The 26,272-nt window shown below is 54.2% G+C and carries 24 protein-coding genes and 2 tRNA genes; 1 reads left to right on the forward strand and 25 read right to left on the reverse strand.

Features of this window, described 5'->3' with window-relative positions; genetic code table 11:
• Nucleotides 1-127 precede the first annotated feature (127 nt).
• The 17 genes from XcodCFBP4690_RS22500 to uvrB all read right to left on the reverse strand — a co-directional run bounded on the left by XcodCFBP4690_RS22500 (nt 128) and on the right by uvrB (nt 16,783).
• Nucleotides 128-427 carry a killer protein gene (locus tag XcodCFBP4690_RS22500; protein ID WP_146091925.1) on the reverse strand — a complete coding sequence of 100 codons (300 nt, stop codon included), beginning with the start codon at nt 425-427 and terminating at the stop codon, nt 128-130.
• A 51-nt stretch (nt 428-478) separates the two neighbouring features.
• Nucleotides 479-997 carry a DUF4189 domain-containing protein gene (locus XcodCFBP4690_RS16290; protein ID WP_104542492.1) on the reverse strand — a complete coding sequence of 173 codons (519 nt, stop codon included), beginning with the start codon at nt 995-997 and terminating at the stop codon, nt 479-481.
• 26 nt (nt 998-1,023) lie between these two features.
• Nucleotides 1,024-2,199, reverse strand: a complete 1,176-nt coding sequence (locus XcodCFBP4690_RS16295; RefSeq protein ID WP_244183681.1) for a TrbL/VirB6 family protein — start codon at nt 2,197-2,199, stop codon at nt 1,024-1,026.
• Between the two features lie 53 nt (nt 2,200-2,252).
• Nucleotides 2,253-3,026, reverse strand: coding sequence for a TrbJ/VirB5 family protein (locus XcodCFBP4690_RS16300; RefSeq protein ID WP_146091926.1), 774 nt, complete (start codon nt 3,024-3,026; stop codon nt 2,253-2,255).
• A 67-nt stretch (nt 3,027-3,093) separates the two neighbouring features.
• The gene (locus tag XcodCFBP4690_RS16305) at nt 3,094-5,526 is read right to left on the reverse strand and encodes a VirB4 family type IV secretion/conjugal transfer ATPase (RefSeq protein ID WP_104542496.1); all 2,433 of its coding nucleotides are present in this window, start codon (nt 5,524-5,526) and stop codon (nt 3,094-3,096) included.
• Nucleotides 5,527-5,619: 93 nt separating this feature from the next.
• Nucleotides 5,620-5,922 carry a VirB3 family type IV secretion system protein gene (locus XcodCFBP4690_RS16310; protein ID WP_104542498.1) on the reverse strand — a complete coding sequence of 101 codons (303 nt, stop codon included), beginning with the start codon at nt 5,920-5,922 and terminating at the stop codon, nt 5,620-5,622.
• A 1-nt stretch (nt 5,923) separates the two neighbouring features.
• Entirely contained in the window at nt 5,924-6,316 is a 393-nt protein-coding gene (locus XcodCFBP4690_RS16315; RefSeq protein ID WP_104542500.1) for a TrbC/VirB2 family protein, read from the reverse strand.
• Nucleotides 6,317-6,378: 62 nt separating this feature from the next.
• On the reverse strand, nt 6,379-7,320 hold the full coding sequence (locus XcodCFBP4690_RS23360) for a lytic transglycosylase domain-containing protein (RefSeq protein ID WP_104542502.1): 942 nt from the start codon (nt 7,318-7,320) through the stop codon (nt 6,379-6,381).
• Between the two features lie 107 nt (nt 7,321-7,427).
• Nucleotides 7,428-8,465, reverse strand: coding sequence for a P-type DNA transfer ATPase VirB11 (virB11, locus tag XcodCFBP4690_RS16325; RefSeq protein ID WP_104542504.1), 1,038 nt, complete (start codon nt 8,463-8,465; stop codon nt 7,428-7,430).
• A gap of 11 nt (nt 8,466-8,476) precedes the next feature.
• Nucleotides 8,477-9,730, reverse strand: coding sequence for a TraB/TrbI/VirB10 family type IV secretion system protein (locus tag XcodCFBP4690_RS16330; protein ID WP_104542506.1), 1,254 nt, complete (start codon nt 9,728-9,730; stop codon nt 8,477-8,479).
• A complete protein-coding gene (locus XcodCFBP4690_RS16335) occupies nt 9,727-10,473 on the reverse strand; it encodes a TrbG/VirB9 family P-type conjugative transfer protein (RefSeq protein WP_410049653.1) in 747 nt (248 codons plus the stop codon). Before XcodCFBP4690_RS16335 ends, XcodCFBP4690_RS16330 begins: the two co-directional genes overlap by 4 nt.
• Nucleotides 10,474-10,493: 20 nt before the next feature.
• Nucleotides 10,494-11,414 (reverse strand): VirB8 family type IV secretion system protein, encoded by a 921-nt coding sequence (locus XcodCFBP4690_RS16340; protein ID WP_104542510.1) that lies wholly within the window; start codon nt 11,412-11,414, stop codon nt 10,494-10,496.
• A 69-nt stretch (nt 11,415-11,483) separates the two neighbouring features.
• The gene (locus XcodCFBP4690_RS16345; RefSeq protein WP_104542512.1) at nt 11,484-11,894 is read right to left on the reverse strand and encodes a hypothetical protein; all 411 of its coding nucleotides are present in this window, start codon (nt 11,892-11,894) and stop codon (nt 11,484-11,486) included.
• A 343-nt stretch (nt 11,895-12,237) separates the two neighbouring features.
• Nucleotides 12,238-13,914: a type IV secretory system conjugative DNA transfer family protein gene (locus tag XcodCFBP4690_RS16350; RefSeq protein ID WP_104542514.1), complete on the reverse strand. Its 1,677-nt coding sequence runs from the start codon at nt 13,912-13,914 to the stop codon at nt 12,238-12,240.
• Nucleotides 13,915-13,948: 34 nt separating this feature from the next.
• On the reverse strand, nt 13,949-14,191 hold the full coding sequence (locus tag XcodCFBP4690_RS16355) for a hypothetical protein (RefSeq protein WP_104542516.1): 243 nt from the start codon (nt 14,189-14,191) through the stop codon (nt 13,949-13,951).
• A gap of 397 nt (nt 14,192-14,588) precedes the next feature.
• A tRNA-Val gene (locus XcodCFBP4690_RS16360) sits at nt 14,589-14,663 on the reverse strand.
• Nucleotides 14,664-14,761: 98 nt separating this feature from the next.
• Nucleotides 14,762-16,783: an excinuclease ABC subunit UvrB gene (gene uvrB / locus XcodCFBP4690_RS16365; RefSeq protein WP_104542518.1), complete on the reverse strand. Its 2,022-nt coding sequence runs from the start codon at nt 16,781-16,783 to the stop codon at nt 14,762-14,764.
• 183 nt (nt 16,784-16,966) lie between these two features.
• Here uvrB and XcodCFBP4690_RS16370 point away from each other — a divergent pair, with 183 nt between their 5' ends.
• Nucleotides 16,967-17,467, forward strand: coding sequence for a GspH/FimT family pseudopilin (locus tag XcodCFBP4690_RS16370; RefSeq protein WP_244183683.1), 501 nt, complete (start codon nt 16,967-16,969; stop codon nt 17,465-17,467).
• Nucleotides 17,468-17,514: 47 nt separating this feature from the next.
• On the opposite strand, the gene XcodCFBP4690_RS16375 is transcribed toward XcodCFBP4690_RS16370, so the two are convergent.
• The 8 genes from XcodCFBP4690_RS16375 to ppnN form a co-directional block, all read right to left on the reverse strand.
• Nucleotides 17,515-17,591, reverse strand: a tRNA-Asn gene (locus XcodCFBP4690_RS16375).
• A 52-nt stretch (nt 17,592-17,643) separates the two neighbouring features.
• A complete protein-coding gene (locus XcodCFBP4690_RS16380; protein ID WP_104542522.1) occupies nt 17,644-18,093 on the reverse strand; it encodes a type IV pilin protein in 450 nt (149 codons plus the stop codon).
• A 12-nt stretch (nt 18,094-18,105) separates the two neighbouring features.
• Entirely contained in the window at nt 18,106-21,999 is a 3,894-nt protein-coding gene (locus XcodCFBP4690_RS16385; RefSeq protein ID WP_244183684.1) for a pilus assembly protein, read from the reverse strand.
• A 10-nt stretch (nt 22,000-22,009) separates the two neighbouring features.
• Nucleotides 22,010-22,519, reverse strand: coding sequence for a pilus assembly PilX family protein (locus XcodCFBP4690_RS16390; protein WP_104542526.1), 510 nt, complete (start codon nt 22,517-22,519; stop codon nt 22,010-22,012).
• Nucleotides 22,520-22,522: 3 nt separating this feature from the next.
• The gene (locus XcodCFBP4690_RS16395; RefSeq protein ID WP_104542528.1) at nt 22,523-23,689 is read right to left on the reverse strand and encodes a PilW family protein; all 1,167 of its coding nucleotides are present in this window, start codon (nt 23,687-23,689) and stop codon (nt 22,523-22,525) included.
• Nucleotides 23,686-24,165: a type IV pilus modification protein PilV gene (pilV, locus tag XcodCFBP4690_RS16400; RefSeq protein ID WP_104542530.1), complete on the reverse strand. Its 480-nt coding sequence runs from the start codon at nt 24,163-24,165 to the stop codon at nt 23,686-23,688. Before pilV ends, XcodCFBP4690_RS16395 begins: the two co-directional genes overlap by 4 nt.
• Nucleotides 24,162-24,677, reverse strand: coding sequence for a GspH/FimT family pseudopilin (locus XcodCFBP4690_RS16405; protein ID WP_104542532.1), 516 nt, complete (start codon nt 24,675-24,677; stop codon nt 24,162-24,164). The genes pilV and XcodCFBP4690_RS16405 overlap by 4 nt, the downstream gene beginning before the upstream one ends.
• A gap of 186 nt (nt 24,678-24,863) precedes the next feature.
• Complete coding sequence (ppnN, locus tag XcodCFBP4690_RS16410; RefSeq protein WP_104542534.1) at nt 24,864-26,249, reverse strand: nucleotide 5'-monophosphate nucleosidase PpnN; 1,386 nt, start codon at nt 26,247-26,249, stop codon at nt 24,864-24,866.
• Nucleotides 26,250-26,272: the final 23 nt, after the last annotated feature.

Genomic DNA, 26,272 nt, shown 5'->3' on the forward strand with positions numbered 1-26,272 from the left:
GCTTGATCTCTTCTTCCATCACTTCGCTCATCGGTGTCTCCTTCGGGGAAAGTAACACCTGAGCAGGAAATCAGTGGGTCATTACAGCTTATGCCGCCAAAATCCTTAAAAATCATCAACAGATACTTTAGAAACCCAAACGCATGGTTCCAAATTTATCGTTGATGCGTTTACCCTCGCCTGTCGTTTCCGAGCTGCAAGAATCTAGATATGCCTGCCGGGCATTTTTTGTCTTACTTTCACTGTAACCGTGACGATCAAATTGAACGATTTTGAAATAATCTGCCATCGGACCTGCACAACTTTTGCCAGTGCTGGCCCCTACTAATTTTCCTGACATGCACATCAACGTCGCACATGAATCTCCCGCATAAGCTGGTCCAACACCAAGCATCACTAATAAAAGCGCTACATGCAAAAGCCTCATAAGACAAACTCCGGATTTGTACTCGTTATGCTAAAAGCCTGATGAAGTGCTTTAATATTTAAAAAAAACAGGCTGACTGCAAGCAGAATATATTACTTTGCAATCTCCACCACTGTCATTACAATTATTGATGGCACGGATCTTCGCATAATTTTCCTCTTTTGCTAGCCCGGTTGAAGCAGGCCTTCCCTTAACAGATGGCCAAGCTAGCGCAATGCATTGATTGCTATAAGTTGTTATAAGCTTGCATTTTTTTGAATCTTCCACCGCACAAGTGCTAATTGCTTCGGAAGCAGCAGCTGACTTACTTTTTAGGTCAAATGAAGTCCCGACGCTTCCAGTCAGACTGTCGATAGCAATAGCACCCCAACGCGACTCCCACTTACCGGTAGGTACGGCCCTAGGAGCAGGCACCTCATTATTATTGTAACCACCGCCACCAGTCTCGGTAGGGCCGCACACTGCTGAGCCTGCTGCAGTGCCAATTGGACAAGCAGTTTGCGCGTCCGCCTCACCAATTAAAAAAGCGTAAAAACCAATGATGTAAAAAAAACAAAAAATAACATTCATATTAAACTACCGGTTTATGACATTTACTAGGCTTGGTCATTGCGATTATAAACGCCTTTCGAACCAGCTAACATTTCCTGACCTCCCTGTCGACCTCTAACGACTGGCGAATTCATTCCAGAGTTGACATTTCGCTCTTCTCGGCCCACATCAGCCGGCTGCTGGGGATTGTAGCCATACGACCCCGGCGGTTGCCCCTGCGGACCCGGCCGATTTGCAGCACCAGAAGCGCCGGTGGCTGCTCCCATCGCTGCATACGGCGTAAACGCTCCAAGCGTTCCTTGGAAGAACATCGCAGCCATGGGAGGTGCGGTCAAGATCAATGTGGTCAGGATCAGGCCCATACCCCCTTGCTGCAGGGCTTGGCTGCTGATACCCGAGTTGAAATCCTGGCCTAAAACGCTGCCTATCAGCGAAGAGCCCCAGAAGGCCAAAGACACCTTGCTGACCATGTCCAACGCGATGGACGTCATGACCGCAAGGACTGACATTGAGAAAAATGTGCCGATCCCATAGAACAACCACCGTTGAAACAAGGATTTTGTCTGCTCAAATAACAGACACAAAATGAACAACGGCCCAAAGCCGACAAACAATGCCATCGCAATGCGATACAGCAACATCATGGAACCGGCTACGACCGCCGGCCCGCCCGTTCCAACGCCGACCATCCACATTGCGCGGGACTTCTGCGAGTCCAACGTCGGGTCCTGTACAACGTCAAGCACGTCAATGCTAGACAGAGCTACCTGCATCCACCCCAAGCTTTCGTCGACTTGATCTTCCGGAGTCTTGTTTTCACCAGTGATCGCATACGCGATTTCTTTCTTGACATCGTCGTTGACGAACTTCTGGATAAAGGGACTCGACATGCCGATCGAAGCGGCTATCGTGACGATCAGTGCGCTTTTGCACATCGTCACAATGAAGGCAGCCATCGATTCCCGGCTACGACCCGTGATCATATTGAAGCCTTGGATCATTACCCAAATCGTCAACACGATCATCGCGACGCCTGAGACCCAGAGGGTAAACCGCCCCAGAAGATCTGCCTCAAACTCCGAAATTCTATTCGTCAGATAACTCATGATCTGACGATAGAACACGAAGTCTCCGACCGATGAAACCGCCGGATATGGACTAAATGCCTGAACACTCAGGTGATTCATCCATTGCCCAAAATTTGAAATTCCATTTGCCATTACAACACCTCAATCAACGATTCGGGCAACGACGAACATCTAACCACCGCGGTCTAGTCTTCCAGCGCTTTAGCGAGCGCGGCAGTTTTCACCACGGTCCCTACGATACTCTGCTTTCCGCGCAACATATCTTGCGTAAGCGCACGCTGGTTGTCTTCTAATGCAGCAATGTACGTGTCATAACCCTTGACTTGGTTATTTACCTGCTCAAAGGTCTTGGTCATACGGGTGTTTGTATCGTTCAACGAATACATAGATGCACCCAAATCACCAGGGTTTGTGCTGAAATTTCGCAACGACATCAATTTATTCAAGCTTTGATCCATCGTCGGCATGGTTTCAGCTAGAAATCCAACAACGTAGTTGTAACGCTGATTCTTCATATACTGAATTGCCACGCAAAGCTGCTTTTGCTGCTCACGTGGATTAGTGTTCGCAAACCCGGTCGAGCTACTGAGCATGCTTGTGATGGACGACATACTAAAGCTGATGCCGCTACCGCAACGCTCAAATCCAAAGTTAGGCGCTACAGGCTCAAGTTTGACCCCAGTCGGCAGACCAAATGTGTTGATCATGGACTGTAACTGCACCAAGTTTTTCTGAAGAAGCTCGAACTGCGCAGTATATTGGCTATATTCAACGCCCCACTGCTTTACAGTGGCAAGCATATTCTTTATAGATTCTCCAATTGCAGCCACGTCAATAACCGGAACGCCAGTAGCTCCAGCATTAAGCGGCACCAATGTCAAGCCGAGACTGGCATATAGAGACATTGCCAAGATCCGGGCTTTTAGTTTTGGAAATCCAACCTTCAACTGACGACTCATGGAATTTCTCCTATCATTCATGGTTGCAACAGCAGTGACGACAGCAAAGTTCAAAATCAGTTGCCAACTAGGCAACAACCTTTCCTTTACCAGAACCCTTTCTATTCCGATAAAACGCAGGAAGCCATTCTTCCGGCGGCACATCATTTGCGGAAACGTGCAAACGTGCAGCTGCATCGTTGACTACCGAGTGCATGATTTCGATGTTATCTGTTGACGCCGAAATTACCGCCAATGCGTCGTCCATCCCCCGCAGATTGAGCTGACAGACGCTGGACGCATGTCCTTGTTTGACCAAGAAGCAACGTGAACGCTCGTCCAGCCCGATCACAACCTGATACTCCGCCTCGCTTAGCTTAAGACCATTGATGTAATCATCGCGGTCCGCATTTGGATTAGGCAGGAGGATCAACGTCGCAGTTTGCTCGATCAATGCAGCCGAAATATCGCTTTTTAGCGCATCTTCCGGACTTTGCGTGGCGAAGATGCCCAAGCCGTTTTGCTTTCGAATGGTCTTCTGTTTGTTTTTTGCGAATTCTTTCAATCCGCCACCACCATCAAGGATCTTCCAGAACTCATCCATCACATAGATCAATGGCCGACCATCGATCAACGTCTCCAGCTTATGGAGCAGATAATTGATAACCGGAACACGAACCTCAGGATTATCGATAACGTCGGTATAATCGAAACCGATAATATTGGCACGCGACAAATCGATCGTATCGACGGGATTGTCGAATACCCATCCCAGAGAATTACCCGAGGTCCAGCGACGCATGCGTGCAAATAAACCATCATCGCCCATGTTAGGCAAACTTTTTTGGAAATTTGTCATGCTGCGTAGGTGCATGGGCGTATCAAGCATGTTTTCAACGGCTCGAAAGATATCCTCTTCTTCACGAGCGCTGTATTCGCGCTTGCCAGCCAGCACCTTGATCAAGTCAGCGAGAAACTGCACATTGCTTTCGTTTCTTTCACACTGAAAAGGATTGAAACCTGTTGGCATGCCGTTATCGAGTGCAAGATAATTTCCACCACACGCGCGCACAAAGATTTCAGCACCACGGTCTTTGTCAAAGAAAAAAATGGTCGGCGATGGTTCATACTTTTGAACCTGACTCAGCAGAAAGTTGATGAGTGCAGTCTTGCCGGTACCAGACTTACCAATCACCATCGTGTTCGCAATTGCCTTCTCGCCCAGCGAATTCTCGCTCGGGTGAGTTGCGTGAAAATTGAAAAAGTAAGGCTGACCGTTTGTGGTTTGGAGCGTGGTAACACAATCGCCCCAGGGGTTATTGTTTCGTTTACCAGTCGCAAAGTTATGAAGAGGCGAAAGCCCAAGAAAGTTTAACGAGCTGACATTGGCAATACGCGTGCGATATCGCCAGTTACCTGGAAGCTGTGAATAGAATGATGATGCGACAGCAAGATCTTCTTTGGCGGAAACAAACCCTCCATTCGAAAGCTCTGCGCGCGTAGCAGCGATGTTTTGCGTTAAAGTCTCTTGACTATCAGCATAAACCGCCATTGTGAAATGATATTCTCCAAGCACAAAGTTACCGGATGCGATTTGATCCATCGCCATGTCCAGCTCTATGATCTGGCTGACTGCCTTGTCCCCGGATGAAATCATCATTCCTTTCGTGCGATCTAGTACACGCAAAGCATCCTGACGTCCGATCGGGCTAAAAGAGTGCGTAATCACATACTCAAAGTCCAGATACTTCAAACCATTCAAAATCCCCGGGTATGTACCCTCAGCATATTCCTTGACGTTCAGCAGAGCCCCGAAATGATTCGCTCCATTTGGAGTATTAATTACGTAGTCGCCGCTTTTAGCCGAGAACATGTGCCGGCTGACCGGCAAATATTCGTTCACCGGAGCAGTAAGAACCGGAACTGGCTCATCAATCCTATTGATGAGATAAGCAAAAAATTCGAGAGTTTCGGAAAAAACGACGCCGTTCTTTGCTTCATAGATACCGAGTCGATAAGGTGCATAGTCACGAATGACGGCTTCGACGTTGCCTGCTAGCTCCATCAACTTTGCAACTGCCTGCTCTTGGGCAGCTTGCAACCGCTTGATGTCGGTCGTTTTCTCTGCAAACCTTTTGCCGCTGACCATGGGGCGATACAACATTGTCAAATACAGCTCATTTTGCATAAGCCGCTGTGAAGACAACATTTCGAAATATTTTTCGGATAGTTTCTGATTGAACAGATTGCTGTAGCTGCCTTTTTGAGTCAGCTTTCGTCTACGGCGGACGTCATGCACCCAAAAAGCTACATTTACAAAGTCGGGAGCACGAAGGGTTTGTAACAACCTGTTAAATGTATTATGCCGATGTTCAAGCTCCCATTCGTCACGACCGACGAACGGCAGACCTTCCAAGTGCCAGGTAAGCAAGTAGTCGCCACCAGTTGTCTTGACCACATTGGTCGAGACATGGGACGAAAAAGGAATGAATTCGCTTATGGAAGTATCCGGGTTAAACATCAGCTTGATCTAGCCCCTGTGGCTAATACTGTGAACGCAGGGAAGTCGGCGTCTGACGACGCCGACTTCCACTCCATCAGAAGCCCAACAATTTCACGGTGGTGGGTTCTTCCGATAACTATTGGGTGTAAAAACCCACTTCCCTGAATTTGAACGAACGTTCCTGACTTTAAGCTTGAACTGCCAACGCAAACCTAACAAGCGGAAAATCATTTCATCACGACGCGCCATCTGACGCATTATGAAAATAATGACAGGAATGAGGAAAAGATATAGCAAATTCGTATACATAGAGAATACTAACGTCCCGCCCGCACCGATGAAGAACGGAACATATGGCACGCCCAAGAACATGGCAGGCCTCGTGCAACCGCGGAAGACGACGTTCTTCTTCATATTAAACGGTCAGGAACGGCACACTGTGAGTAATAAACGCGTTTACAGCTCCGCAGGAGCCGCCCGCGCCGGTGCCCAGTAGCATACGGGCAATCTGACCTGCCGCTCCGATCAAAACGCCGCCGATCAGAATTGGGGCCACGTCGCCAATCCGCTTGTGCGCGAACGCGATTTGGTAGCCGGCGAAGATAACTGCGATTGTTACCACCGCAATAGAAGCGATGTTAAGCAATCCAGTGATGCTTGTGAAAAACTCACATGTCTTGGTGTCAGTACCACCGAAATTTTGCGCGAAAGCTGAAGACGCGGAGAGGGCTGCAACAAATATTGCAGACTTCACAACAGTCTTCGCAGTGCGCTCAGTTTCCAGTGACATAAATTTACCATGCTTCATTGTGACTCTCCTTGTTAAGGCCCAACATGACGATGCACCTACCGGATTGGCCAAACCGGAGGCTAGAAAACAAATGCAGCGTCTCCTGCCTGCACAAGTGGCTGTTGCAGAGAGGGACTTGCCGCAACGTGTGAGGTGGCTGCTTGCGTGGGAGGGGCACCTAGTATCACCGGTGTCCGTGAACTCATCAAGACAGCGACCTCCCCATCGCCCGAAAGGCCCGGAGAGGCTCGGGATTCAGCTGACGATCTCGAAGGGGTAGCAGCCCTGCCACCAGACAACTGCGCGGAAACTTCCGGTCTGCGCATCCCAGAACTGGCTGAACCAGTTGGGTTCTCTTTGTTTGACCGAGAAGTTCCGACCTCTGAGGTAACACTTGTCTGAGGAAACACCTGCGCGGGATCCTGCTGCGACGCTGAGTTAACACTTTGAGTTCGTTCTTCCAATACACGCGACAACACTCGATCAGGCAAGGACTGTGTGAATTCCTTCGTTGACCTGGCCGTCTGCCTGATATGCATCGGACTTTGGCCCACTAAAGGAATAGCGGTAGCTCCCGCCTGTGCCGTGGTTCGTGCCATGGAATCAAACACCTTTTGCACATATCCGTGCCGAAAGCCAGTCACGAAGTTCCCTGAGTAGTAGCAACTCAGTGCTTTGCCCCAATCCCTTCCAGAGCGCTGATAGCATTCTGAGAGAATGGCTGATCCAGCTTTCAGGTTCGGACACTGCTGGAACGCCTGCTCATAAGACAGCAAGCCATATTTTGAAAGGTTGTAACGATTCACTTGTGCAAGCCCAAGAGAAAAGTTGTAGCCTTTTTCCTGAAGCATCTGAACCGTGGATAGAGCTTCGCCCAAGTTTTTCGGCTGTCGCACCAGTCGCCCGCCCACGACGCCGATGGCGTAAGGATTATAAGAAGACTCTACTTGGACAACATGCTGCATCACAGAAAGCGGCGCTGACATTTCTCCGCAGGCCATCATTTCAATTCCGGGCAGCATGAGACTCCCCCCTGGCGCTTCATTTTGGAAGCCAGCTACCGACGCGCACGTGGCAAGACTTGGAGCAAACCAACCCAGAGATAAAAAAATCGCTGCGCCTTTTTTTATCATGATTGAAATTTCCTCTCAGGATTAAAGTCAATACCCGTGATATATCGACGGCCTTCGTGGGCTTTAATGTGCACAACCACATCGATTGTCATCATCAACAACCGTTTTATCACGTTGAATTCCAGTCCAGAGCCCTCCACGGAAGCCTTTACCATCAAGGCCAGTTGGTCCCAAGTCTGCTCTGGGCTACCGGCATGACAGCTGGTAATCGACCCGGGATGACCGGAGGCGCAGTTTCTTATAAAATAAAACGCTTCATCGCCGCGCAATTCTGCCAAAATTATTCTATCCGGCTTCATACGCAAGCAAGCTTCCATACAACTTTTGGCTGTCACGTTGCTTGCGCTCTGCCCGCCTTTCGAATACAAAAGATGCACCACATTGGGCTGCGAAATGAAGAGCTCACGTGCATCCTCAATCGTGACCAAACGCTCGCTTCCGGGAATGTGGTTGACAAGCGATTTCATGAAGGTCGTCTTACCGCTACCGGTCGCACCAGAAACGACAATATTCTTCTTATAAAGCACTGCCTGCTTGAAGAATTCGGCATATTGTCGGCATTGACGGAGCATTAAGAGCTCTTTATCGTGCTCACTTACTTCACCGCTATGCTCCAAGATTTGATCAAAGAACCCATCTTCCTGGTATTGGGACAGGGTCTTTGTGTGCTTGGAAGGCAAACGAATAGTGATGGATACCTTTCCGGCATCACAGGCAGGAGGGATCACAAACTGAGCACGTTGACCGGTTGGGAAGGTTAGTGAAACAACTGGATCAGCATCAGTAATCCGCTGACCAGTATTACTTTCATTAACCACTGCTGTACAAAACTGACGGGCGCGCTCAAATGTCAGACCGGGCACTTCTACACGCTCCCATCCCCCGCGCGTCTCTAGGTAAACCTCTCCAGGACGATTTATGCAAATTTCTGTCACTTCGGACGACAGCATGTAATCCTGAATACCAAGTACGCTGTACTGGTATTCAAGAAACTCGCTAGATGCCTTTGAGACGGGCGAAACTTCTGCGTCCACGTGCGCTCTCGTTACCTTCTTGGCAGTACATTCGTAAAATCAACATCTTTCGCAACATACACATTAACCAATGATCCCTGATTAATGGTGACAGTTGCTGGCCGTCTCATACTTTCCGTAGCGGCGTCATTAGCAATACGCTCCATCGTTCTCGCTGTAGCACTTTCATAAGGCGACTGAACTTCTACGCCTGTTTGCGAAACCGTCGTCTGCTCAGGACCGTACTCGGCAGCTGCGTACTTGAAAGCGTCTGCCAACAGACTAATCATCAATGCCGACGACAGACGCTGCCCCCAATGCGCGTCGTACTGCCCAGGGTGTCCAGCTCCGCCCAATCCATCGGTGCCAGGACTTGACATAGTCACGTCTATGCCGTTCGGGGTGGTAATACGATCCCAAATAACAGACACGCGTCGCCCTGTCGGACCGCCGCTGTAGCTTCCGTAAACTTTTGATCCCTTAGGCAGCAGTAGAGTACGACCATTTATCGAATAAACCGGCTCTGTAATGAGACAAGACGTAAAGCCTGGGATATCGGTAATCACCCGAGTCTCCAAAATGCAGCGCAGATACGTTCCCCGTACAAGCAGTGCGTCTGGGTGTCGAATGAATTGCGCATTCGTCACTTTCTGCCTGTCTGCGTCAGCACTGCCTTCCGAATTTGCAGATCCTGCTTCACCTGCGGGATTAAGTCCGGCAAGGATAGAGTTGGAGTACTCCTCGGCACTCATTGGTGCACCGCTAGCAGATTCCGGGGCACCTCCAGCTGACGCCATACGTCGCTCAGCTAAAGTGGGACCGGCAGGCCTGCTGCTTGGTGAATAAACCGGCTGCGGGTAATCGGGGGCTTGCGCCGGAGGCAACGGCGGTGCAGCAAGTGAAATCGGCGGTACATCTTGCTGAACATCGGTCGACGGAGGCGTAGTTGCCATTTTTGGCAGGCTTGGCGCAGTTACGGCGGCTGTAGGCTCTTTTTTCGCTTCTGCGGAGTTACGATTGGTCGCGCTTTTGTAAAGGAAAAAAGCGAGCACGAGCAGAACCAAGACAATTGCCCCGAGAAAAAACAACGCTTTCCTGTTAAGGCGCTGATCTTCCACTGAACGAAGCTCAGGGGCTGAGGCATCCAAATTTGGAAGTGGTTGCGCTTGAGTACGCGCATAGTAGGGGTTATTTGGATCCTGGCCGCTGCCCTGAGCCTGCTCGCGATCCAGATCGCCGCTATCCAAGCGGCCCTCATTGTTCCCAGGAGGATTATTTTGGCTCATTTTCTCACATTCCTCCGCAGACCAACGACATTACTTCCATGTCTGATGACTAGATAGGGATATGTACCGTGCACGACGAGCACATTTCCCTCGACTGTTGTATTGACTACAAAATCTTCGCCATGCTCTTTTTCGCGACCGAACACCGCCGGGAAATTTCCGGTTTGGAATTTATTTGAATCTGTAAGCTTCAGGTATGTAAAACGACCATCATCATATGCGCTTACAGGCACAAGCCAGCCCAACTTGCTCCTAGTGGCGTAAGAATAGTCAAAGTAATATTGCCTATCTTTGGACAACTCGGTACTCAGAAGCGGCTTCGCTTCTTCCTCAGTCGTTTCCTTCGCGACTGAGAATTGGGAGTCACTCGGGTAATTAAAGACAACTTTGTACTGGACTCCTGCGCGACGCGCTTGTTCAAGTTCGCGCCAATCAGTTGCAACCACTTTTAGCTCGAAGATATATGAGTGCGTTTCAGTTCTCACCATCATGTTAGTATCAACATCGATGTTTTTTGGCTTTAAGTAAAACACATTGTCTCGACGGGTCAGTTCCCACCCGCTACTGAAACCTGTGCTGTAGTCCAAAATTTTCTCGTTGGGATTTAGCTCGATTTGAGTTGTAATTCCCAAGCCAGCCCGGATCGGGTAGATTTGATCAGCTTTGTAGTCGTAGTAATCTACAGCTTGAGCGCCAACGCTTCCTGCCGATCCAACTCCTGTGACTACAGCAAGGAGCCACATTATTAATTTCTGTCTATACTTCATTGACCTCTTGCTCCGTCAGTTCCAATCGAAATCCCTTCGGCCGACCCTGCTACATCTGGCTTGGTCGCTGCTGGCACTGCAACGCCAATCGCCGGGGCGGCTAGGTCTGAATTCGGAATCGCAACAACCTGAGGCTGTGCTACACCGGCAGCTACACTGGCACCAGCAGCGGGCGCGCCCACGTCTGGCGGAGCCTTATCGTAATCATTATCGACGCGGTACTCAGTCACTTGGAATCCCAAGGGATTTTGCAACCGGTCTTGCTCATCCAACTTAAGGTTGTCGTTGTAGTCAAACGCCAAGGTAACCAGCTTGTTGTCAATGAAAGTCGAGATACCAGTGGTTTTTTCGTACAGATTGCGCTGTATTCTGACAGCAGCCCCTCTGAATCCGCCTCCAGCTCGCTGACCCAATGGGGTTATACTCAAAATTTTAACCCGAATCGACTTCCCCTTACCGTACTTCAGGAAGGGATTATCAGGGTTATTTTCCATATAGAGCTGTTTGTGTCCAGCACCCACTTGCGGCGTGGACATAATGAAGACGAGATTCCAATCCCGCAGTGTCATTATCTCTGAGTCATAAGACTCACGCGCCGTCACGTACTGAGCAACATTACTTCGATTTATTGCTTCGCTAGAGGTAATTTGCTGGTTGTAAAAATCCTCCTGCAACCGAGCGACGGTCGCAGTTCCCGTCGAGGCATCCGCCATCACCAGATAAGGCACCTTTTCCTTAAGCGGCAGCATGTAGTAGTAACCGCCTGCTAGCATCACGGAAACTGCCAACGAGACGGTAGCAACCATCCAAGCACGCTTCTGGCTACGCTGCGCGAGATCTGCAATTGTCAGCTCATAGTTAACCGCTTTGGCGACTACTTGATCGACCTGGCGACTTGGTTCTTTCTTACGGAACATAAGTAATCCGCTTCCACCTAATTTACAGAAAAACTGCCTGATTGGTTAGCACCGCGGCAACGACAGTAGTTAACCAGCCGCCTTGGAAACAGGCTGAACTACAATCTGATTTCCAACAACCGAAACGAGCACACCCTGAGTCGCATAAACCGCGCTAAGCTCTTCTACAGCCTGCTTGATACTCGTCGTATCAACTTTTGCAACGGCAGAATAAAGGGTGTAGTCAGATGTTATGTTGTAAGCGAGGGTCATATTGGAGTCTTTAGCCCACCGCTCCAGCATTGTCTTCAGTGTCCCGTCCATGGGAGTTGCCTGATAGACGTAAGAAGAATGCAGCGGGAGTTCCATCGGAGTTTCCGCGAAACGATTTACTGGCTTCCATCGCCCGCCAAAGTCCGCGGCAGGTTTCGTCGCGCAGGACGACAGCGCTGCCGTAGTCACCAGAAGTACTGAAACCTTCAAAAGATGGACCTGTCTCACGCCCTAATCTCCATAACAAACAAGTTATTCTGATTCCACGCCGGCGAAAACGCGCATGCAATCCATCGTAAGCCAATTCTTAAAACCTGCTCGCGTCGAGATATTTCAGAAACGGAAAATCGTTCGCATTTGAAGCGAACGTGGCGGAAAGTTTCTGAATTCGTTTTGTCAAGCATAAAGCCCCTACACTCCATGTACCCCGAGTCCATAAGAGCAGCCATACTTAGGTATCGCCAGACTGCCAGCTCAAGTGATCAATTTGCCTAGCACCCGACAAGGTGTCAAGTCTGAAGTGATAAAAGTCACTAATTTATGAAAAATTATCATAAAATTGTGATAAAATTCACAATTTCACACGAAGCGTGGGCACGTCAGCTTTTGTCATTAGACGAGACGTAAAGTGCTTGTCTTCGTAGTACTTGATTTTTTCGCATTTGACAGGGTGAGGAATGCCTTCGTAGAGGAAGACCTCAGCGTCGCTTCCCATTGCCTTCAGCTCCTGGGGCAACATCAGCGCCCGACGCTCCTCTGAGACGCTGTGCGTTATCTCACGCCCTCTAGTGACATTCTTCTTCTTGATGGTGGTGTAGCCCAGCATCTCCGAATAGTCGTTAGCGTCTTGCTGCTCGCGTGGCGCGTACAGAATCTGCAGGGCATGGTTGGTAATGATGGTGCGCGACAAGTCTTTGCCATAAGTGGCGTCCAGCTGCGCCATGCTTTGGATGATGGGCAGAAGACGGATGTTGTAGCCAGCCATGTAGGCTACCGCAGTCGCGATGATGTCCACCTTGCCAATCGAGGTGAACTCGTCCATCAGCAATAGGCACTGGTACTTTAGCTCAGGGTTGGACTTCGGCAACTCACGGGTATTGAGGTTGATGATCTGACTGAAAAGCAGATTGATGATCAGACGGCTTTCGGCCAGCTTGTTTGGCTGGATGCCGATATAAATGGTCATCTTTTTTTTGCGAAGATCGGTCAGCAGGAAATCGTCAGCACTGGTTGCCGCATCCAGGACAGGATTGATCCATGCATTGAGCGGCTCTTTCAGCGTTCCCATGATGGAGGCGAAGGTCTCATCCGCCTGTGACAGCATGTTGGCAAAGGCCGACTTGGCATTGCTGCTGAGGAAGCGCCGCTCCGATAGGGATTTCAGGTATTTCTTGAGATCGGTGCCGTCACCTGACGACAGGCGATAGATGCCGCCAAGCGTCGGGGCCCCTGCCCCGCCAGGGAAACCAAGCGTCAGCTCTTCATCCCAGTTCTCGAACAGATAGAGGGAAAAGGCCATGAACGCATTACGCGCCTGGCTGACCCAGAATTTCTGATCGTCCGAGCCATCCGGATAGAGCATCGCCGCGATGCTCATAAGATCCGAGACCCGAAATGCCGGATCGCTTGACACGTAAGTCAGCGGGTTCCAGCGATGCGTCCGCCGATCTTCGGCGAACGGATTGAACAGGAAAACCTCATGCCCCTGGCTAGCGCGCCACCCGCTGGTCAGGTCGAAGTTCTCCTGCTTGATATCGAGCACGACAACCGATTCCTGATATTCGAGCAGGTTCGGAATGACCACTCCAACGCCTTTGCCGGACCGCGTTGGCGCAGCGAGAATCACAAACTGCTGACCACTCAGCCGCACCAGCTTGCCATTGAATTTGCCGACGACAATGCCATTAGGGCTCGCCTTGAACAGACCATGCTTGGAAAGATCAGCCGCTCCTGCAAAACGCGCATCGCCATGCAGAGCCTTCTGCTTGGGTTTGACCAGGATCACCATGCCGATGGCCCAAATGATCCCGGGCAGGCCGAATCCGAACATACCAGCCAGCTTGATCTTGGTGACATAAGGCGCCACCTGCGGCAGGCCTAGCGCGCTGACGTAACGATAATACGTATCCCACGCATACAGCTTGGCATCTAGCCGTAGCAGCAGAAGCGTGAGATAGCCCGACAGGCAATATCCAACGATCAACGTTGCCACTGTGGCGATCGCAGCGATCTTGAGCTTGGAGGACACGCGCCCTACTCCTTGGCTAATCTTCTATCGACGTCTAGCGACGCAGGGTTGGCTGGTGGTCGAGGGGGCCAAGCTTACGCCCTCCGCTCTCGCTTTCGACCAGTGAGTCGATCCACATCTTCGCTTGGTCGAGGGACAAATCCGGAGTCAACCGTGCACCCGCATCCGTCACGACGGCATACGCCACAACGTTGTCGGCGGAATACACCTCTTCGCGAGTAATGGCCACCACGCGATACTTCCCCCTGCTCAGCACGGTGTGCTGGAACTCGTCCATCGCCAGTCTTCCTTTCCGTCAGCGCGGTAGGCGATGCTAAAGCAAGACGCCTGTCGGAGAAAGCGATTTCAGCATGACCCACAAGTGTCTTGCTCAACTGAGGGGGTGCGGGCCGGGCCGCTGCGTCCGTGGACATGACGGAGCCGCCTCGTTCGTCGTCGAACCGCAGAGGGGAACATCCGCATTGGCATTCGTAGATTCGAGGCCGACGCCGCGTGGAGACTAGGCGTCACGCTCCTTGCAAGGAGCAGCTCATGGTCAACCCTGCCTAGCCGGAAGCCAACGACACACGACGCCTGGATTGCCCACCGGCAAGGAGACGACAGGCTTTTACCAGCTTCCACGCTTGCTGCCTGCACTAAATCCACCCAAGTCGTCATACCATCTGGACTTGGAGTGGTGGGCGGTACAGGGTTCGAACCTGTGACCCCTACCATGTCAAGGTAGTGCTCTACCGCTGAGCTAACCGCCCGAATCCTGCGTCAGCATTGCGCTGTGCAGGGCGCGCATTCTAGCGCAGGGTTTTACCGACCACAAGCCCCACTGCACCTGCAGGGCGAGCGACCCGCCCTATCCCAGGCTGGCGGCCTTCAACTTCTGGATCTGGTCGCGGATCTGCGCTGCGGCCTCGAATTCCAGGTCCTTGGCGTGCTGGTACATTTTTTGTTCCAGGCTCTTGAGCTTGCCGGCGATCTCCGCGGGCTTCATTGCGCGATAGTCGGGAGTCTCTTCTGCAATCTGGCGCGACTTCGAACGGCCCTTGCCCGCCTTCTTCTCGGCCGCATCCTCGCGCGCGCCTTCCATGATGTCTTCGATCGGGCGCGCCACGGATTTGGGTGTGATGCCGTGCTCGAGGTTGTACTCGACCTGCTTCTCGCGACGGCGGTCGGTCTCGTCGATCGCGGCCTGCATCGAGCGCGTGATCTTGTCGGCATACAGGATCGCCTTGCCGCGCAGATTGCGTGCGGCGCGACCGATGGTCTGGATCAACGAGCCGGTCGAGCGCAGGAAGCCCTCCTTGTCCGCATCCAGGATCGCCACCAGCGACACCTCCGGCATGTCCAGGCCTTCGCGCAACAGGTTGATGCCGACCAGCACGTCGAACTTGCCCAGGCGCAGGTCGCGGATGATCTCCACGCGCTCCACGGTGTCGATGTCCGAGTGCAGGTAGCGTACGCGGATGCCGTGCTCGCCCAGGTATTCGGTGAGATTTTCGGCCATGCGCTTGGTCAGCGTGGTGACCAGCACCCGGTCGCCGAGCTTGATGCGCTCGTGCACCTCGGACATCAGGTCGTCGACCTGAGTGCCGACCGGCCTGATCTCGACCACAGGATCGATCAGGCCAGTCGGGCGCACCACCAGTTCGGTCACCTCGCCCGCCGACTCGCGCATCTCGTAAGGGCCCGGCGTGGCCGACACGTAGACACTGCGCGGCGAACGCGCTTCCCATTCCTCGAAGCGCAGCGGCCGATTGTCCAGCGCCGACGGCAGCCGGAAGCCGAATTCCACCAGCGTCTCCTTGCGCGAGCGGTCGCCCTTGTACATCGCGCCGATCTGCGGAATGGTCACGTGGGATTCGTCGATGACCAGCAATGCGTCCGGCGGCAGGTAGTCGAACAGGGTCGGCGGCGGCTCGCCTGGCGCCTTGCCGGTGAGATGTCGCGAGTAGTTCTCGATGCCGTTGCAGAAGCCCACCTCGGCCATCATCTCCAGATCGAACTGGGTGCGCTGTGCCAGGCGCTGCGCTTCCACCAGCTTGTTCTGCGAATACAACTGCTCCAGCCGCTCCTTCAGCTCTTCCTTGATGGTATCGACGGCACTGAGCGTGCGCTCGCGCGTAGTGGCGTAGTGCGTCTTCGGATACACGGTGTAGCGCTGCAGCTTGCGCAGGGTTTCGCCTGTCAGCGGATCGAACAAGGTCAGTTGCTCGACATCCCCATCGAACAACTCGATCCGCAAGGCCTCGGTATCGGACTCGGCCGGAAACACGTCCACCACCTCCCCGCGCACGCGAAACGCACCGCGGGTGAGCTCGAATTCGTTGCGCGTGTACTGCAGGTCGGTGAGATGCCGGATCAACTGGCGCTGATCGATATGCTCGCCGATCGACAGGATCAGACGCAGCGACAGGTAATCTTCCGGCGCGCCCAGGCCATAGATCGCCGACACCGTTGCAACCACCAGCGAGTCGCGCCGCGACAGCAAGGTCTTCGTCGCCGACAGCCGCATCTGCTCGATATGCTCGTTGATCGAACTGTCCTTCTCGATGAAGGTGTCCGACGACGGCACGTAAGCCTCGGGCTGGTAGTAGTCATAGTAGCTGACGAAGTACTCGACCGCATTGTTCGGAAAAAACGACTTGAATTCGCCGTACAACTGCGCCGCCAGCGTCTTGTTGGGCGCCATCACCAAAGTGGGTTTTTGCACCTGCTGCACGACATTGGCGATGGTGTAGGTCTTGCCCGAGCCGGTCACCCCCAACAGGGTCTGCTTGGCCAGGCCAGCCTCGAAGTTGGCCACCAGCTTCTCGATGGCAGCGGGCTGGTCGCCGGCTGGAGAGTACGGGGAGACGAGTTCAAAGCGGTCGGTCATGGAGCGGATCTCGGGGGGAGGACGGTACGAAATCTCGTAGGTAGATGCCGGTAAAAGTCTGACGTTCACTTGAGTGAAGTAAGCGTTTCCTGGCATGCGGCCAACACGAAGACTGCTCGCTCGACCTCAAGGAGAAGCGTGATGGGAGCAGTGTCTCGTTCGAGCGCGAAAGGGTACACCGCAGTGCAGTTGTTGGTCGTGATGGCAGTCATCGCCATCACCTCAGCCATCGGCTTACCGAGCTTCCAGGGCGTTCTGGGGTGGCATCGGGCGACAACGCGCGTGCATCTGTTGACGACCTGTCTGGCGATGGCACGAAGTATGGCCGTCGCGCAGCGCATGCCCGTGAGCGTGTGCCCATCGGCCGATGGCGCGAGTTGCCGAACGGATGGCGACTGGAGCCACGGCTGGATCGTGTTCAAGGACCCGGACCGCAACGCGCAGCCAGTGGATGCGTCCTCGGTCCTCAGGGTCGAACACTACCCGCTGACCAATGATATCGAAGCCACGGCTACGCTTGGCAGACCTGTCGTGCGGTTCCTGCCCAGCGGCCTAAACAGTGGTACCAACATCACCATCAGCCTCTGCAGCAACGCCCGGCGCTTGGCCGACGTCATCGTGAACAACACGGGACGCACGCGGACAGTCCGCTACACCACGCCCTCCAGCTGCCGACCACGCTGACGCACAAAACGAAAAAGCCGCGACACGTCGCGGCTTTTTCAACATCTTGGCGCCCGAAGTTGGACTCGAACCAACGACCCCCTGATTAACAGTCAAGTGCTCTAACCGGCTGAGCTATTCGGGCGGGGAGGCGTATTCTAGACGCAGGATTGCGATAGTGCAACCCCAAAATTCGACTACCAGCACCCCGGACTGGTCGACGCACTCGGCGTCTTCACCCCGGCCTGGTTCAACGAGATCGTGCCGCACGTATCTTTGGTTTGGTTGCCCTGCGGCACTGCGGTGATCGTGAAGGTGGACTGATTACCGACGAACGTTATGGTGTATTGCGCAGTACCACCCTCACGCGGCGACTGGATAGTTGTTGAACCGTTCCCAAAACGAAAACTTGCATAAGTATTGTTCGTCGTGTGGGAGCGCTCGGCCATCTGAGCATACTCGACTAGATCTGCCTTCACCTGTGCTCGCCGCGACTTGCGAACATGCTCAGCATAGGACGGATAAGCAACTGCAGCCAGAATTCCCACGATAGCGACGACCACCATCAACTCGATCAGGGTGAAGCCATTGACTCCGGCTCGCCGTGGTAGCCGACGAGAAAGCGCGCGAGACAAGCGTAGCGACATTGACGACCTCCGTCACTGAATCTGGCGCCAGGATTGGCGGCCGCAAGGATAAGGAACATACATGGGCGTGGCGCCTGCCACGTTGACGACCATCCAGCAACCTGAACCAGCCGGAACAGCTGGGGCAGCTGAGCCATCCTTTGGATTGACCTTGGGTTCAAGCCTGGGCACGACCGATACCCCCACATCCTTGACCGGTGCATTTCCGCCCGTGTTAAGTGAGATACCGGCAGAACCGCTGGCAAGCGTGGAACCACTGACCCCGCCCATTCGAACACCAGACAATGCACCTATGCCCGTGCGCGGATTCAGCCCGAACAGCCAATTCACGCCATCGGGGACGCAGCCGCTACTCGCAGCGAGCGGCGCATATGTAGGCATGAAGAGAATTCCCGAGACAAGCTCCGGATAACCCACGAATCGCTCGCCGGCGGGCAAATCCACATACCACCCAAGCGCCGTTGTCGGAGCAGTACCTGCTTGCAAGCTGCGCGTCGCGCCGCCCGTAGCAGTCGTGACCGAATAGGGGGTCAGATTCGCCCTGCTTAGGGTAGTGGCGATCACGCCATCCACCTGATCCGTAAAGCCGTACAGGCTTTGTATGTGTTGCGCGGAACTTGGCAGGCTGTCGTCGTTGAACGAAAAGCTACCAGTACCAAACAACACGAGGACCCCGCCATTTTCGCCAGAAGCGGCCTGTAGTCCACCTGTAATAGGCTGCCGATAGGTCCGCCCACCTTCGGTGTACGTCCCCGTAGTGAAAGCCGGAACGGTCACCAAAGCTGCCGTCGACGTGAGATCGAACTTCCAGATCGCACCACGAAGATCGGCGGCATAAACCGTGTCTGCATAGCCATCCCGCGTACGAGCCGGCACACCGGACGGGTCGACTGTTAAATTGTCCACGCGATCCAGGACAATGATATTGCCCAGCCCGTTCCGGCCACTGATCGCGTTCCCCGGCTCCGTCGCCTCGATCATACGGACGACCGGAGTCGAAGACGTTCCGATATCCACTACGAACAAGACAGCTTTGCCGCTGGCGCTGTCATAGCCGTTACCGAAGATCGCTTTCCAGCTCACCGAGCCATTTGCAGCACGTACCGGGACAATGACCGGCTTGCCGAGCACATGCCCGATATTGGAACGCACCGCGGCATCACCGCTGAGATCATTGATTTCCCAAAGTCGACTCCCGCTACCGAACGCACCCGGATTAGTGACATCCAGCGCGAACGCACCGCGACCACCGGCTCCTGTCGTGCCAACCAGTGTCGTTTTCCAACTGTTGCTGTAGTAGGCATCTCCCACCGCCAACGGACCATCGACGAAATAACGATGATCGAACGAGGGGATAGTTCCCTTGACTGCCTGGTACGGCAGCAATAAATTGCCCATATGCCCATAGGATGTTGCGGGAATATAAGCAAAGCGTTCGCGGCCGCCAGTACCTGTCACCGTGCCACCGCTATTAATCCCCCCATCGAAAGCATGTAACATTCCGTCATTTGCACCGGCATATACCATGTATCCCCGGTTGGCACGTTTGCTTTCCAAGTAAGCGGTGTAGGTCGTACCCAACGTTCCACTTAGAGCTCTGTATCCATAATCATCGGTAGGAGCACTGATCAACGGCGCAGAGTTGATGATATCACCGAGCACGGTGCTGCGATCACGAAACCTGCCTTTCTGCTGAACTTCCCCAGTCCGATCACCTAATAGATAACTAGCCGCCGTCGCAGCGGTCGCCCCGAGATCGGTCAGGTTCTGTGCTGAACAGAGCGTTTGGCCGCGATAAAGCGTCTGAGAGAGACCGCAGAGACCGTCGAGACTGATAGCCGTTCCTTCGAACTTTCGTACATTACTGCCATCGTTGAAAAAAACATTGCGGGCATTCGGCGCAGGAATCTGCCCGGAAGCCTCCCACAGCTGAGTGAAGCGAGCTTCCCGTGTAGCGGGATCGACCGAGGCCTGGCTTGCTTTAAGTTTACTTGACCAATCGGTTCCATTGTTCCTTATCTGATACTCAGGCGCGACCGACAAGGAACCCGTGCCGATTCGTGCCCCCGTCAGCGCCAATGTTCCGGAAGGCGAGCTGGGCGAACTAGCCGCGGACAGAACACGCTGCATTGCGGCCGTTACTTCTGCCGGACTTTTTGCATTGATGAATTGACCTCGACCATTTACGGTGGCATGCCAAAGCTCATCAATTACCCTACCGTCGTCACCATCGTTTGGATCACCATTTGCATTCCAGTCAGGCGCGTTCGTATAAGGGTCGGCGGTAGCGGACTGATTGACTTCATAAATATTCCCTTGTGCGCCAAGCGTGATTGCATAAAAATTCATATGCAAATCTTTCTGGCAGTCCAGCCGCTTCCAGTCTGGCGATTCTTTTGAGAGTGTTGCGCACTTGTCATCCACTGGCACCAAACCCGCTTGAAACCCCTGCCCGGATACCAACGGCGTCGACGCTCCCGAATAATATGACGCCGCAATGTCGGCTATAGTGTTTGAGTAATCATCGGCAAAAGGCACGGCAGGAAAATCTATGGTACCCACCGAATCCGCATTATCATACCCCGCAACCGCATCTGTACTATTCGTATAACCGTCGGTAAACAACATGCCGCCGTTTTTTTGACATGCACGCAATACCGGAGCACCATCCCCGACGCGTAAAAACTGCCTACCCAAGTAATCCACAGCCGTACGATTCGGCGTTCCTCCAGAGGGTTTCAGCTTATATACGCTATCATACAGCGAGGCCATTTCGGAATCGACACCCACGTCATACATCGTGACATTGGTGCGATTATTAATAGTAAAATATCCCACGCGCATTTTTTCGACTGTCGATAGAGCACGCGTCTCCGATCCAATGACAGCAAGAATACGATTACGATGATATTGGAACCAGTTTGCAAAGTTCGTACTTGCTGCGTTATAAGCATTTACATTGTTGTCATAATTACGCAAAGTAATTTGATAACGCCTCATATTGCAACCGGGACCGCAGGCGTTTTGAATTACAGGCCGATTAGTATCATTGGCAAGATAATTCGCGGGAGCTGGAGCAGCTTCGGGCAAGTAGAAGGTAGCAGGCACATAGCCGATTTGCACTTGACAGTTCGCTGCAACAGTGACGGTCGAAGCCAATGTAGCCCAATTGCCGTTACTACTTGGCAACCCATTATTATTCGGAAACCCTTGATTATTGAATGTATTGCACGATCGAGCAGAGGATCGGTAACGGGTGCCTGCCGGTATCCTCATCCCAGTAAGGAACTGAAAGAATTCGTCATTAGCCTCACGATATGCAAGGTCGTATTTAGTGTTGTAACCAGTGAAAAAGTCGCTGCCGTAAATAGAGGAATCACGGGGATCGACCCGGGCCTCATTAAAATTGGCATTTGCCCAAAGAGTTGGGCCGCCCCCTGATTTAGGGGGAAGTGCCCAAGGACTGTAGACAACATCTGGATTATAATAGCTCGCATTGTAGGTTGGCGATCGCGCAAACCCGAAGATGTCAAGCGGAGGAATCGCATCTCCCGGAGTATAAGCAGCGTTGTAGCCACTGTGCGGATACAAGTAGAGATAGCAATCCGCCGAGTTATTTGCGCACCCCTGACTGGCATCAAAAAAAGTTCCTGCCGCACTGAAGAAACTGGTGCCATTCCAACGTAAACGACCGTCCCCCCCTTTAAAGATTCGCTCAAACGTCATCGAATTCGAGTCATCCACAGCCATAATAAAAGCGGGAGGAATCGAGTTCACATTATTGAGCGGGGCCTGCGCCAGGGTACCTTGACCTTGCGCAGCAATCAGGCTGTAGACGAAGTAGCCGCCAGCTGCGGCAAGCACGATCGCGGAAACGACAGCGGTTCGGAAAATGCGACGGGACATGCCGGCAGCCTCAGAGCTTGAAGATGGTGTCGATCGATGCCGATGACGAGGCATCCGTCGCGGCATCGTTGGAGAATGCGGTGATTTGGTACACCGGCGTCACGGGGTCAAGTGGGTCACCCATCGCAAGCGATCCTCCGCCGATGATGCACGAGTCGATGCGACGTACATTGACTGCCTCATTCACAGTCGTTGCCTTGCTGCGTCCCCATGCAACTGGGTCAAATGCAGCGTCACAGTTCTGCTGGATATCGGTATCGACCAAAGGGGCGCCTGTTGGCGCACTCGTACGATTGGCAATGGCCTCAATGGCACGCTCGCTCCGACGTGTCACTCCCTCGGCATTCTGGAAGGCGATGTTGGTCGCAAGGTAATTGGATGCCATCTTTTCCTGCATCCCTGCCACTTGCATCCCGGCAATGCCAATCAAGGCCAGCAGGATCAGCATGATCAGGGCAACGTAGAGCACCGCGCCACGAGGGCGAGCGGACAGAGGTCGCATGCGGGCGTATGCATTCATGAGTCAGTTTCCGAACAGTCGATTGCGCAAGGCGATCGTGGACTCGTACGTCATTCTGTACCGCCCGTCTGTTTGAGCAGGTGACGCAAAAGACACTCCTAAGGCGCTTGGATAGCGCACCGCAGTCGTTGGCTTCTCAGCGGTGGAAGGTAAAGGACTACGGGCGAGAATGCCGACCTGGACCTGCCCCACGCGTCTCCATTGCCCAGCCGCAGCAACATTTGCGCCGGTGGAGACATCGCTTGCGATGGCTTGGGTGTTGATGTTGCCCAATGGTGGAGAGGTTGTGGACATATTGGCGGTCTGATCGAGACCAAACAACAACTGCATATTTTCGATACCTTCAACCAGCTCCTCTGGTGTTCCGTAATCGTCAAGACCGTTCGAGCGCGCACGCATAAGCGCCGGCTCGCCCGTTGTTGCCGAGGTCCCCACGTAGTACACGAGTGATTCGGCTCGGTAAATCAAGGCCTGGCCAGTTGGCCTTGCGGAGTAGTTCGACAAATTGGTTCCGTTGGCAGTGACTTTGCCACTGGCGTAGACACCCTTGAACACCGTTGCATGTGCGCAATCAGCGATTCCAAATACAGTGGGAGCGGCCTGGCCGCCCTCGGTCAAGCGTAGGCCACTAGTAGCATTGAAGTTGACCACGCTGTTACTACCCGACGTCAGCCCAGTGATCGGCACGCTCTCTGGCGCCAAGTAGCGCAACACCAGGATGTCGCTACCTCCGCGCGGGTTGAGCTTGGAAATCGATGCTGGCAGATTCGTTGGTACCGCCCAGTTGGCTCCGATCGTCAGGACACCGGTCGGTTTGGTATTGGGCGCTTCGTAGCCCTGCACGCTAACACTGAAATCCAGCGGATGGCCTGAGCCACTAGCGGCCCCAGTGGTTACCACCGGATCCCCCTCACCACGTACGAAGTGCGCCTGGTCATTGACGCAGCCGAAGTGCCCTGCCATGCGGATGTCGCGCTGCAGGAACTCCAATGCAAACCGCCCGTTCTCCTGCGCACGCGCACTTCCTTCTGCAAGCATCGATGCGGTACGGGATGCCGAGAAGACCTGAATCACTCCCAGCATCAACACCAGGCCGATCACCATGGCGATCATCATTTCGATCAAGCTGATACCGGCAATTGCAGGCTTGGACGGGGAGCGAGGGGTCATAGCTGAGACACCAAGGTGAAGGTTGTGAGCGCATTCGGGTTGCTTGCATCCCAGCGCTGATCCCCCCAGCTGATGCCCACGGTGACTTGGCCGTTGGTATTCAGCACTGTCGCACTGGCGCCCTCTCCCAACGCCTGTACCACCTGACACTTCCAGCGTGCGATGTTGGTTGCGATCGTGAGATCAGTTCCAAGCGGTCGGCTGCAACTGGCAACGGTGACCGTGTTCGCGGCAAAGGTAGCGTCGGTATACCAGGCCGATTGGAAGCGATTGCTGCGCATCTGGTCTATTAAGTCATAAGCCAGATTGGTAGCCTGAGTACGATAGTTGGCGCTCTGCACGAACCGCACATTAGCGGTCTGCAATAGCGCAAACCCAAGCAGACCAAACGCGAGAACGACGATGGCGATTAGCACTTCAAGCAAGCTGAAGCCAGCGGACCGGGAGCGCGATACGAAGGATCGGGGAAGCCTCATTGGCAGGCGCCTTTCTGGGAGGTGATCTGACCGGCGCCGTTGACGACCAGCGTGCGGCGCAATGCCTGCCCATCACACGCGGTTGGCTGCAGCGTGATCTGCTGGTTGGTGGAAGCAAGCCTACGCCCCCTCCCATCGAACGCAATCGCAGTGCCGGACGGGCCGGAATTGCTCAGCGACCGGTCTATCGAAACGAAACGCAAGACGGTGTCGCCACTCTTGAAAGCGCCATCTCCATCGGTATCCGCCCAAGCCAGCATCCCGCTCGCCCAGTTATTGTCGCAGGCCGTTCCCGACGCGCTGCCGCAAACCCCCCCACCTCGGCGATTGCGTATCGCCTCGCTGCGGGCAAGAGACAGTAGCCCGATGGTCTCATTGGCACTGCTCGCGACGCGATTGGAGCGAATCACTCCACGAAAGCTTGGAAACGCGATGGTAAGCAAAATCGCCAATACGGCGATCGCAATCATCAATTCGACAAGTGTGAAGCCGGTAGATCGGCGATAAGACATTGGACGCTCCCCAGCGTGACCTGCTTAACATGCATTGACCGACATCCCGGAAACAAGTGTCAAGGGGATGAACGGTCGTTCTGAGGGCGCCGACGTACCAACTAGGCGGTGCAACGTCCGCGCCCCGCACCCAGCGCAAGAGTTTGCGCCCGCCTTGCAGAGAGGGGTCGCGGTACCGGCCAGCCTTCAGGTCACAACCCGATAACAAGGCCGGTAATCGCCCGAGATCTTCATCCGGCGTTGTTCGACGAAGCCGCGTAGCAGCTCGTCCAGGGCCTGCATGATGTCCGGGTCGCCGTGGATCTCGAACGGGCCGAACTCCTCGATGCGGCGCATGCCGTCTTCCTTCACGTTGCCGGCGACGATGCCGGAGAAGGCGCGGCGCAGGTCGGCCGCCAGGGCGGGCGCGGGGCGGCCGTGGTGCAGGTCCAGCGCGGCCATGGCTTCGTGGCTGGGCACGAACGGCTGCTGGTACTCCAATGGGATGTGCACCGACCAGTTGAAGTAATAGGAGTCCTTCTGGTCCTTGCGGTGCGCGCGCACCTCGTGGATGCCTTCGGCCATGCGGCGTGCCACGGCGACCGGGTCGCCGACGATGATCTCGTAACGGGAGGCGGCCGCATCGCCCAGGGTCAGGCGGATGAAGCGATCGATCTGCTCGAAGTACGGCGCGGCGATGGTCGGGCCGGTCAGGATCAGCGGGAACGGCAGGCTCGCGTTCTCCTCGCGCAGCAGGATGCCGAGCAGGTACAGGATCTCTTCGGCCGTACCGACGCCGCCCGGGAACACCAGGATGCCGTGACCGATGCGGACGAATGCCTCCAGGCGCTTTTCGATGTCCGGCATGATCACCAGATGATTGACGATCGGGTTCGGTGACTCGGCTGCGATGATGCCGGGCTCGGTCACGCCGATGTAGCGCGTGTGGTGCTTGCGCTGCTTGGCGTGCGCAATGGTGGCGCCCTTCATCGGGCCCTTCATCGCGCCCGGGCCGCAGCCGGTGCAGATGTCCAGGCCACGCAGGCCGAGCTCGTAGCCCACCTGCTTGGTGTAGAGATATTCATCGCGCGAGATCGAGTGCCCGCCCCAGCACACGACCAGGTTCGGGTCTGACGGCTGCAGGATGCGTGCATTGCGCAGTTGGCCGAAGACGGCGTTGGTGATGCCTTCGCTGGTATCCAGGTCGCCGCGCTGGGCTTCGAGTTCGATGGCCATGTAGGCCAGGTCTCGTACCACGGCGAACAACAGCTCGGCCACGCCGCGAATGATCTCGCCATCGACGAATGCCATCGCCGGGGCGTTGATCAGATCGATGCGGATGCCGCGGTCCTGCTGGTTCACCTGGATGTCGAAATCCGGGTACAGATCGCGTGCGGCACGCGGGTCGTCCGAAGCGCTGCCGCTGGTGAGCACGGCCAGCGCGCAACGGCGCAGCAACTCGTGCATGCCGCCACTGGAGGCATCGCGCAGCCGGGCCACTTCCGCCTTGGACAGCACGTCCAGGCCACCACGCGGATAGATCCGCGCATCCACTACCGGCAGCGCCCGTGCCGCCGTACTGCTGAGTTCCATAGCTTGCTCCTGTCGTCTGCGCA

Origin of the sequence: Xanthomonas codiaei, assembly GCF_002939785.1 — a bacterium.
GTDB lineage: Bacteria > Pseudomonadota > Gammaproteobacteria > Xanthomonadales > Xanthomonadaceae > Xanthomonas > Xanthomonas codiaei.

What these genes read in the sequence shown, in the direction of transcription:
- XcodCFBP4690_RS22500 (WP_146091925.1), bottom strand. Translation starts at nt 427, where the DNA reads ATGAGGCTTTTGCATGTAGCGCTTTTATTAGTGATGCTTGGTGTTGGA.
- XcodCFBP4690_RS16290 (WP_104542492.1), bottom strand. Translation starts at nt 997, where the DNA reads ATGAATGTTATTTTTTGTTTTTTTTACATCATTGGTTTTTACGCTTTT.
- XcodCFBP4690_RS16295 (WP_244183681.1), bottom strand. Translation starts at nt 2,199, where the DNA reads ATGGCAAATGGAATTTCAAATTTTGGGCAATGGATGAATCACCTGAGT.
- XcodCFBP4690_RS16300 (WP_146091926.1), bottom strand. Translation starts at nt 3,026, where the DNA reads ATGAGTCGTCAGTTGAAGGTTGGATTTCCAAAACTAAAAGCCCGGATC.
- XcodCFBP4690_RS16305 (WP_104542496.1), bottom strand. Translation starts at nt 5,526, where the DNA reads ATGTTTAACCCGGATACTTCCATAAGCGAATTCATTCCTTTTTCGTCC.
- XcodCFBP4690_RS16310 (WP_104542498.1), bottom strand. Translation starts at nt 5,922, where the DNA reads ATGAAGAAGAACGTCGTCTTCCGCGGTTGCACGAGGCCTGCCATGTTC.
- XcodCFBP4690_RS16315 (WP_104542500.1), bottom strand. Translation starts at nt 6,316, where the DNA reads ATGAAGCATGGTAAATTTATGTCACTGGAAACTGAGCGCACTGCGAAG.
- XcodCFBP4690_RS23360 (WP_104542502.1), bottom strand. Translation starts at nt 7,320, where the DNA reads ATGCTGCCCGGAATTGAAATGATGGCCTGCGGAGAAATGTCAGCGCCG.
- XcodCFBP4690_RS16330 (WP_104542506.1), bottom strand. Translation starts at nt 9,730, where the DNA reads ATGAGCCAAAATAATCCTCCTGGGAACAATGAGGGCCGCTTGGATAGC.
- XcodCFBP4690_RS16335 (WP_410049653.1), bottom strand. Translation starts at nt 10,473, where the DNA reads ATGTGGCTCCTTGCTGTAGTCACAGGAGTTGGATCGGCAGGAAGCGTT.
- XcodCFBP4690_RS16340 (WP_104542510.1), bottom strand. Translation starts at nt 11,414, where the DNA reads ATGTTCCGTAAGAAAGAACCAAGTCGCCAGGTCGATCAAGTAGTCGCC.
- XcodCFBP4690_RS16355 (WP_104542516.1), bottom strand. Translation starts at nt 14,191, where the DNA reads ATGGACGAGTTCCAGCACACCGTGCTGAGCAGGGGGAAGTATCGCGTG.
- uvrB (WP_104542518.1), bottom strand. Translation starts at nt 16,783, where the DNA reads ATGACCGACCGCTTTGAACTCGTCTCCCCGTACTCTCCAGCCGGCGAC.
- XcodCFBP4690_RS16380 (WP_104542522.1), bottom strand. Translation starts at nt 18,093, where the DNA reads ATGTCGCTACGCTTGTCTCGCGCGCTTTCTCGTCGGCTACCACGGCGA.
- XcodCFBP4690_RS16385 (WP_244183684.1), bottom strand. Translation starts at nt 21,999, where the DNA reads ATGTCCCGTCGCATTTTCCGAACCGCTGTCGTTTCCGCGATCGTGCTT.
- XcodCFBP4690_RS16390 (WP_104542526.1), bottom strand. Translation starts at nt 22,519, where the DNA reads ATGAATGCATACGCCCGCATGCGACCTCTGTCCGCTCGCCCTCGTGGC.
- XcodCFBP4690_RS16395 (WP_104542528.1), bottom strand. Translation starts at nt 23,689, where the DNA reads ATGACCCCTCGCTCCCCGTCCAAGCCTGCAATTGCCGGTATCAGCTTG.
- pilV (WP_104542530.1), bottom strand. Translation starts at nt 24,165, where the DNA reads ATGAGGCTTCCCCGATCCTTCGTATCGCGCTCCCGGTCCGCTGGCTTC.
- XcodCFBP4690_RS16405 (WP_104542532.1), bottom strand. Translation starts at nt 24,677, where the DNA reads ATGTCTTATCGCCGATCTACCGGCTTCACACTTGTCGAATTGATGATT.
- ppnN (WP_104542534.1), bottom strand. Translation starts at nt 26,249, where the DNA reads ATGGAACTCAGCAGTACGGCGGCACGGGCGCTGCCGGTAGTGGATGCG.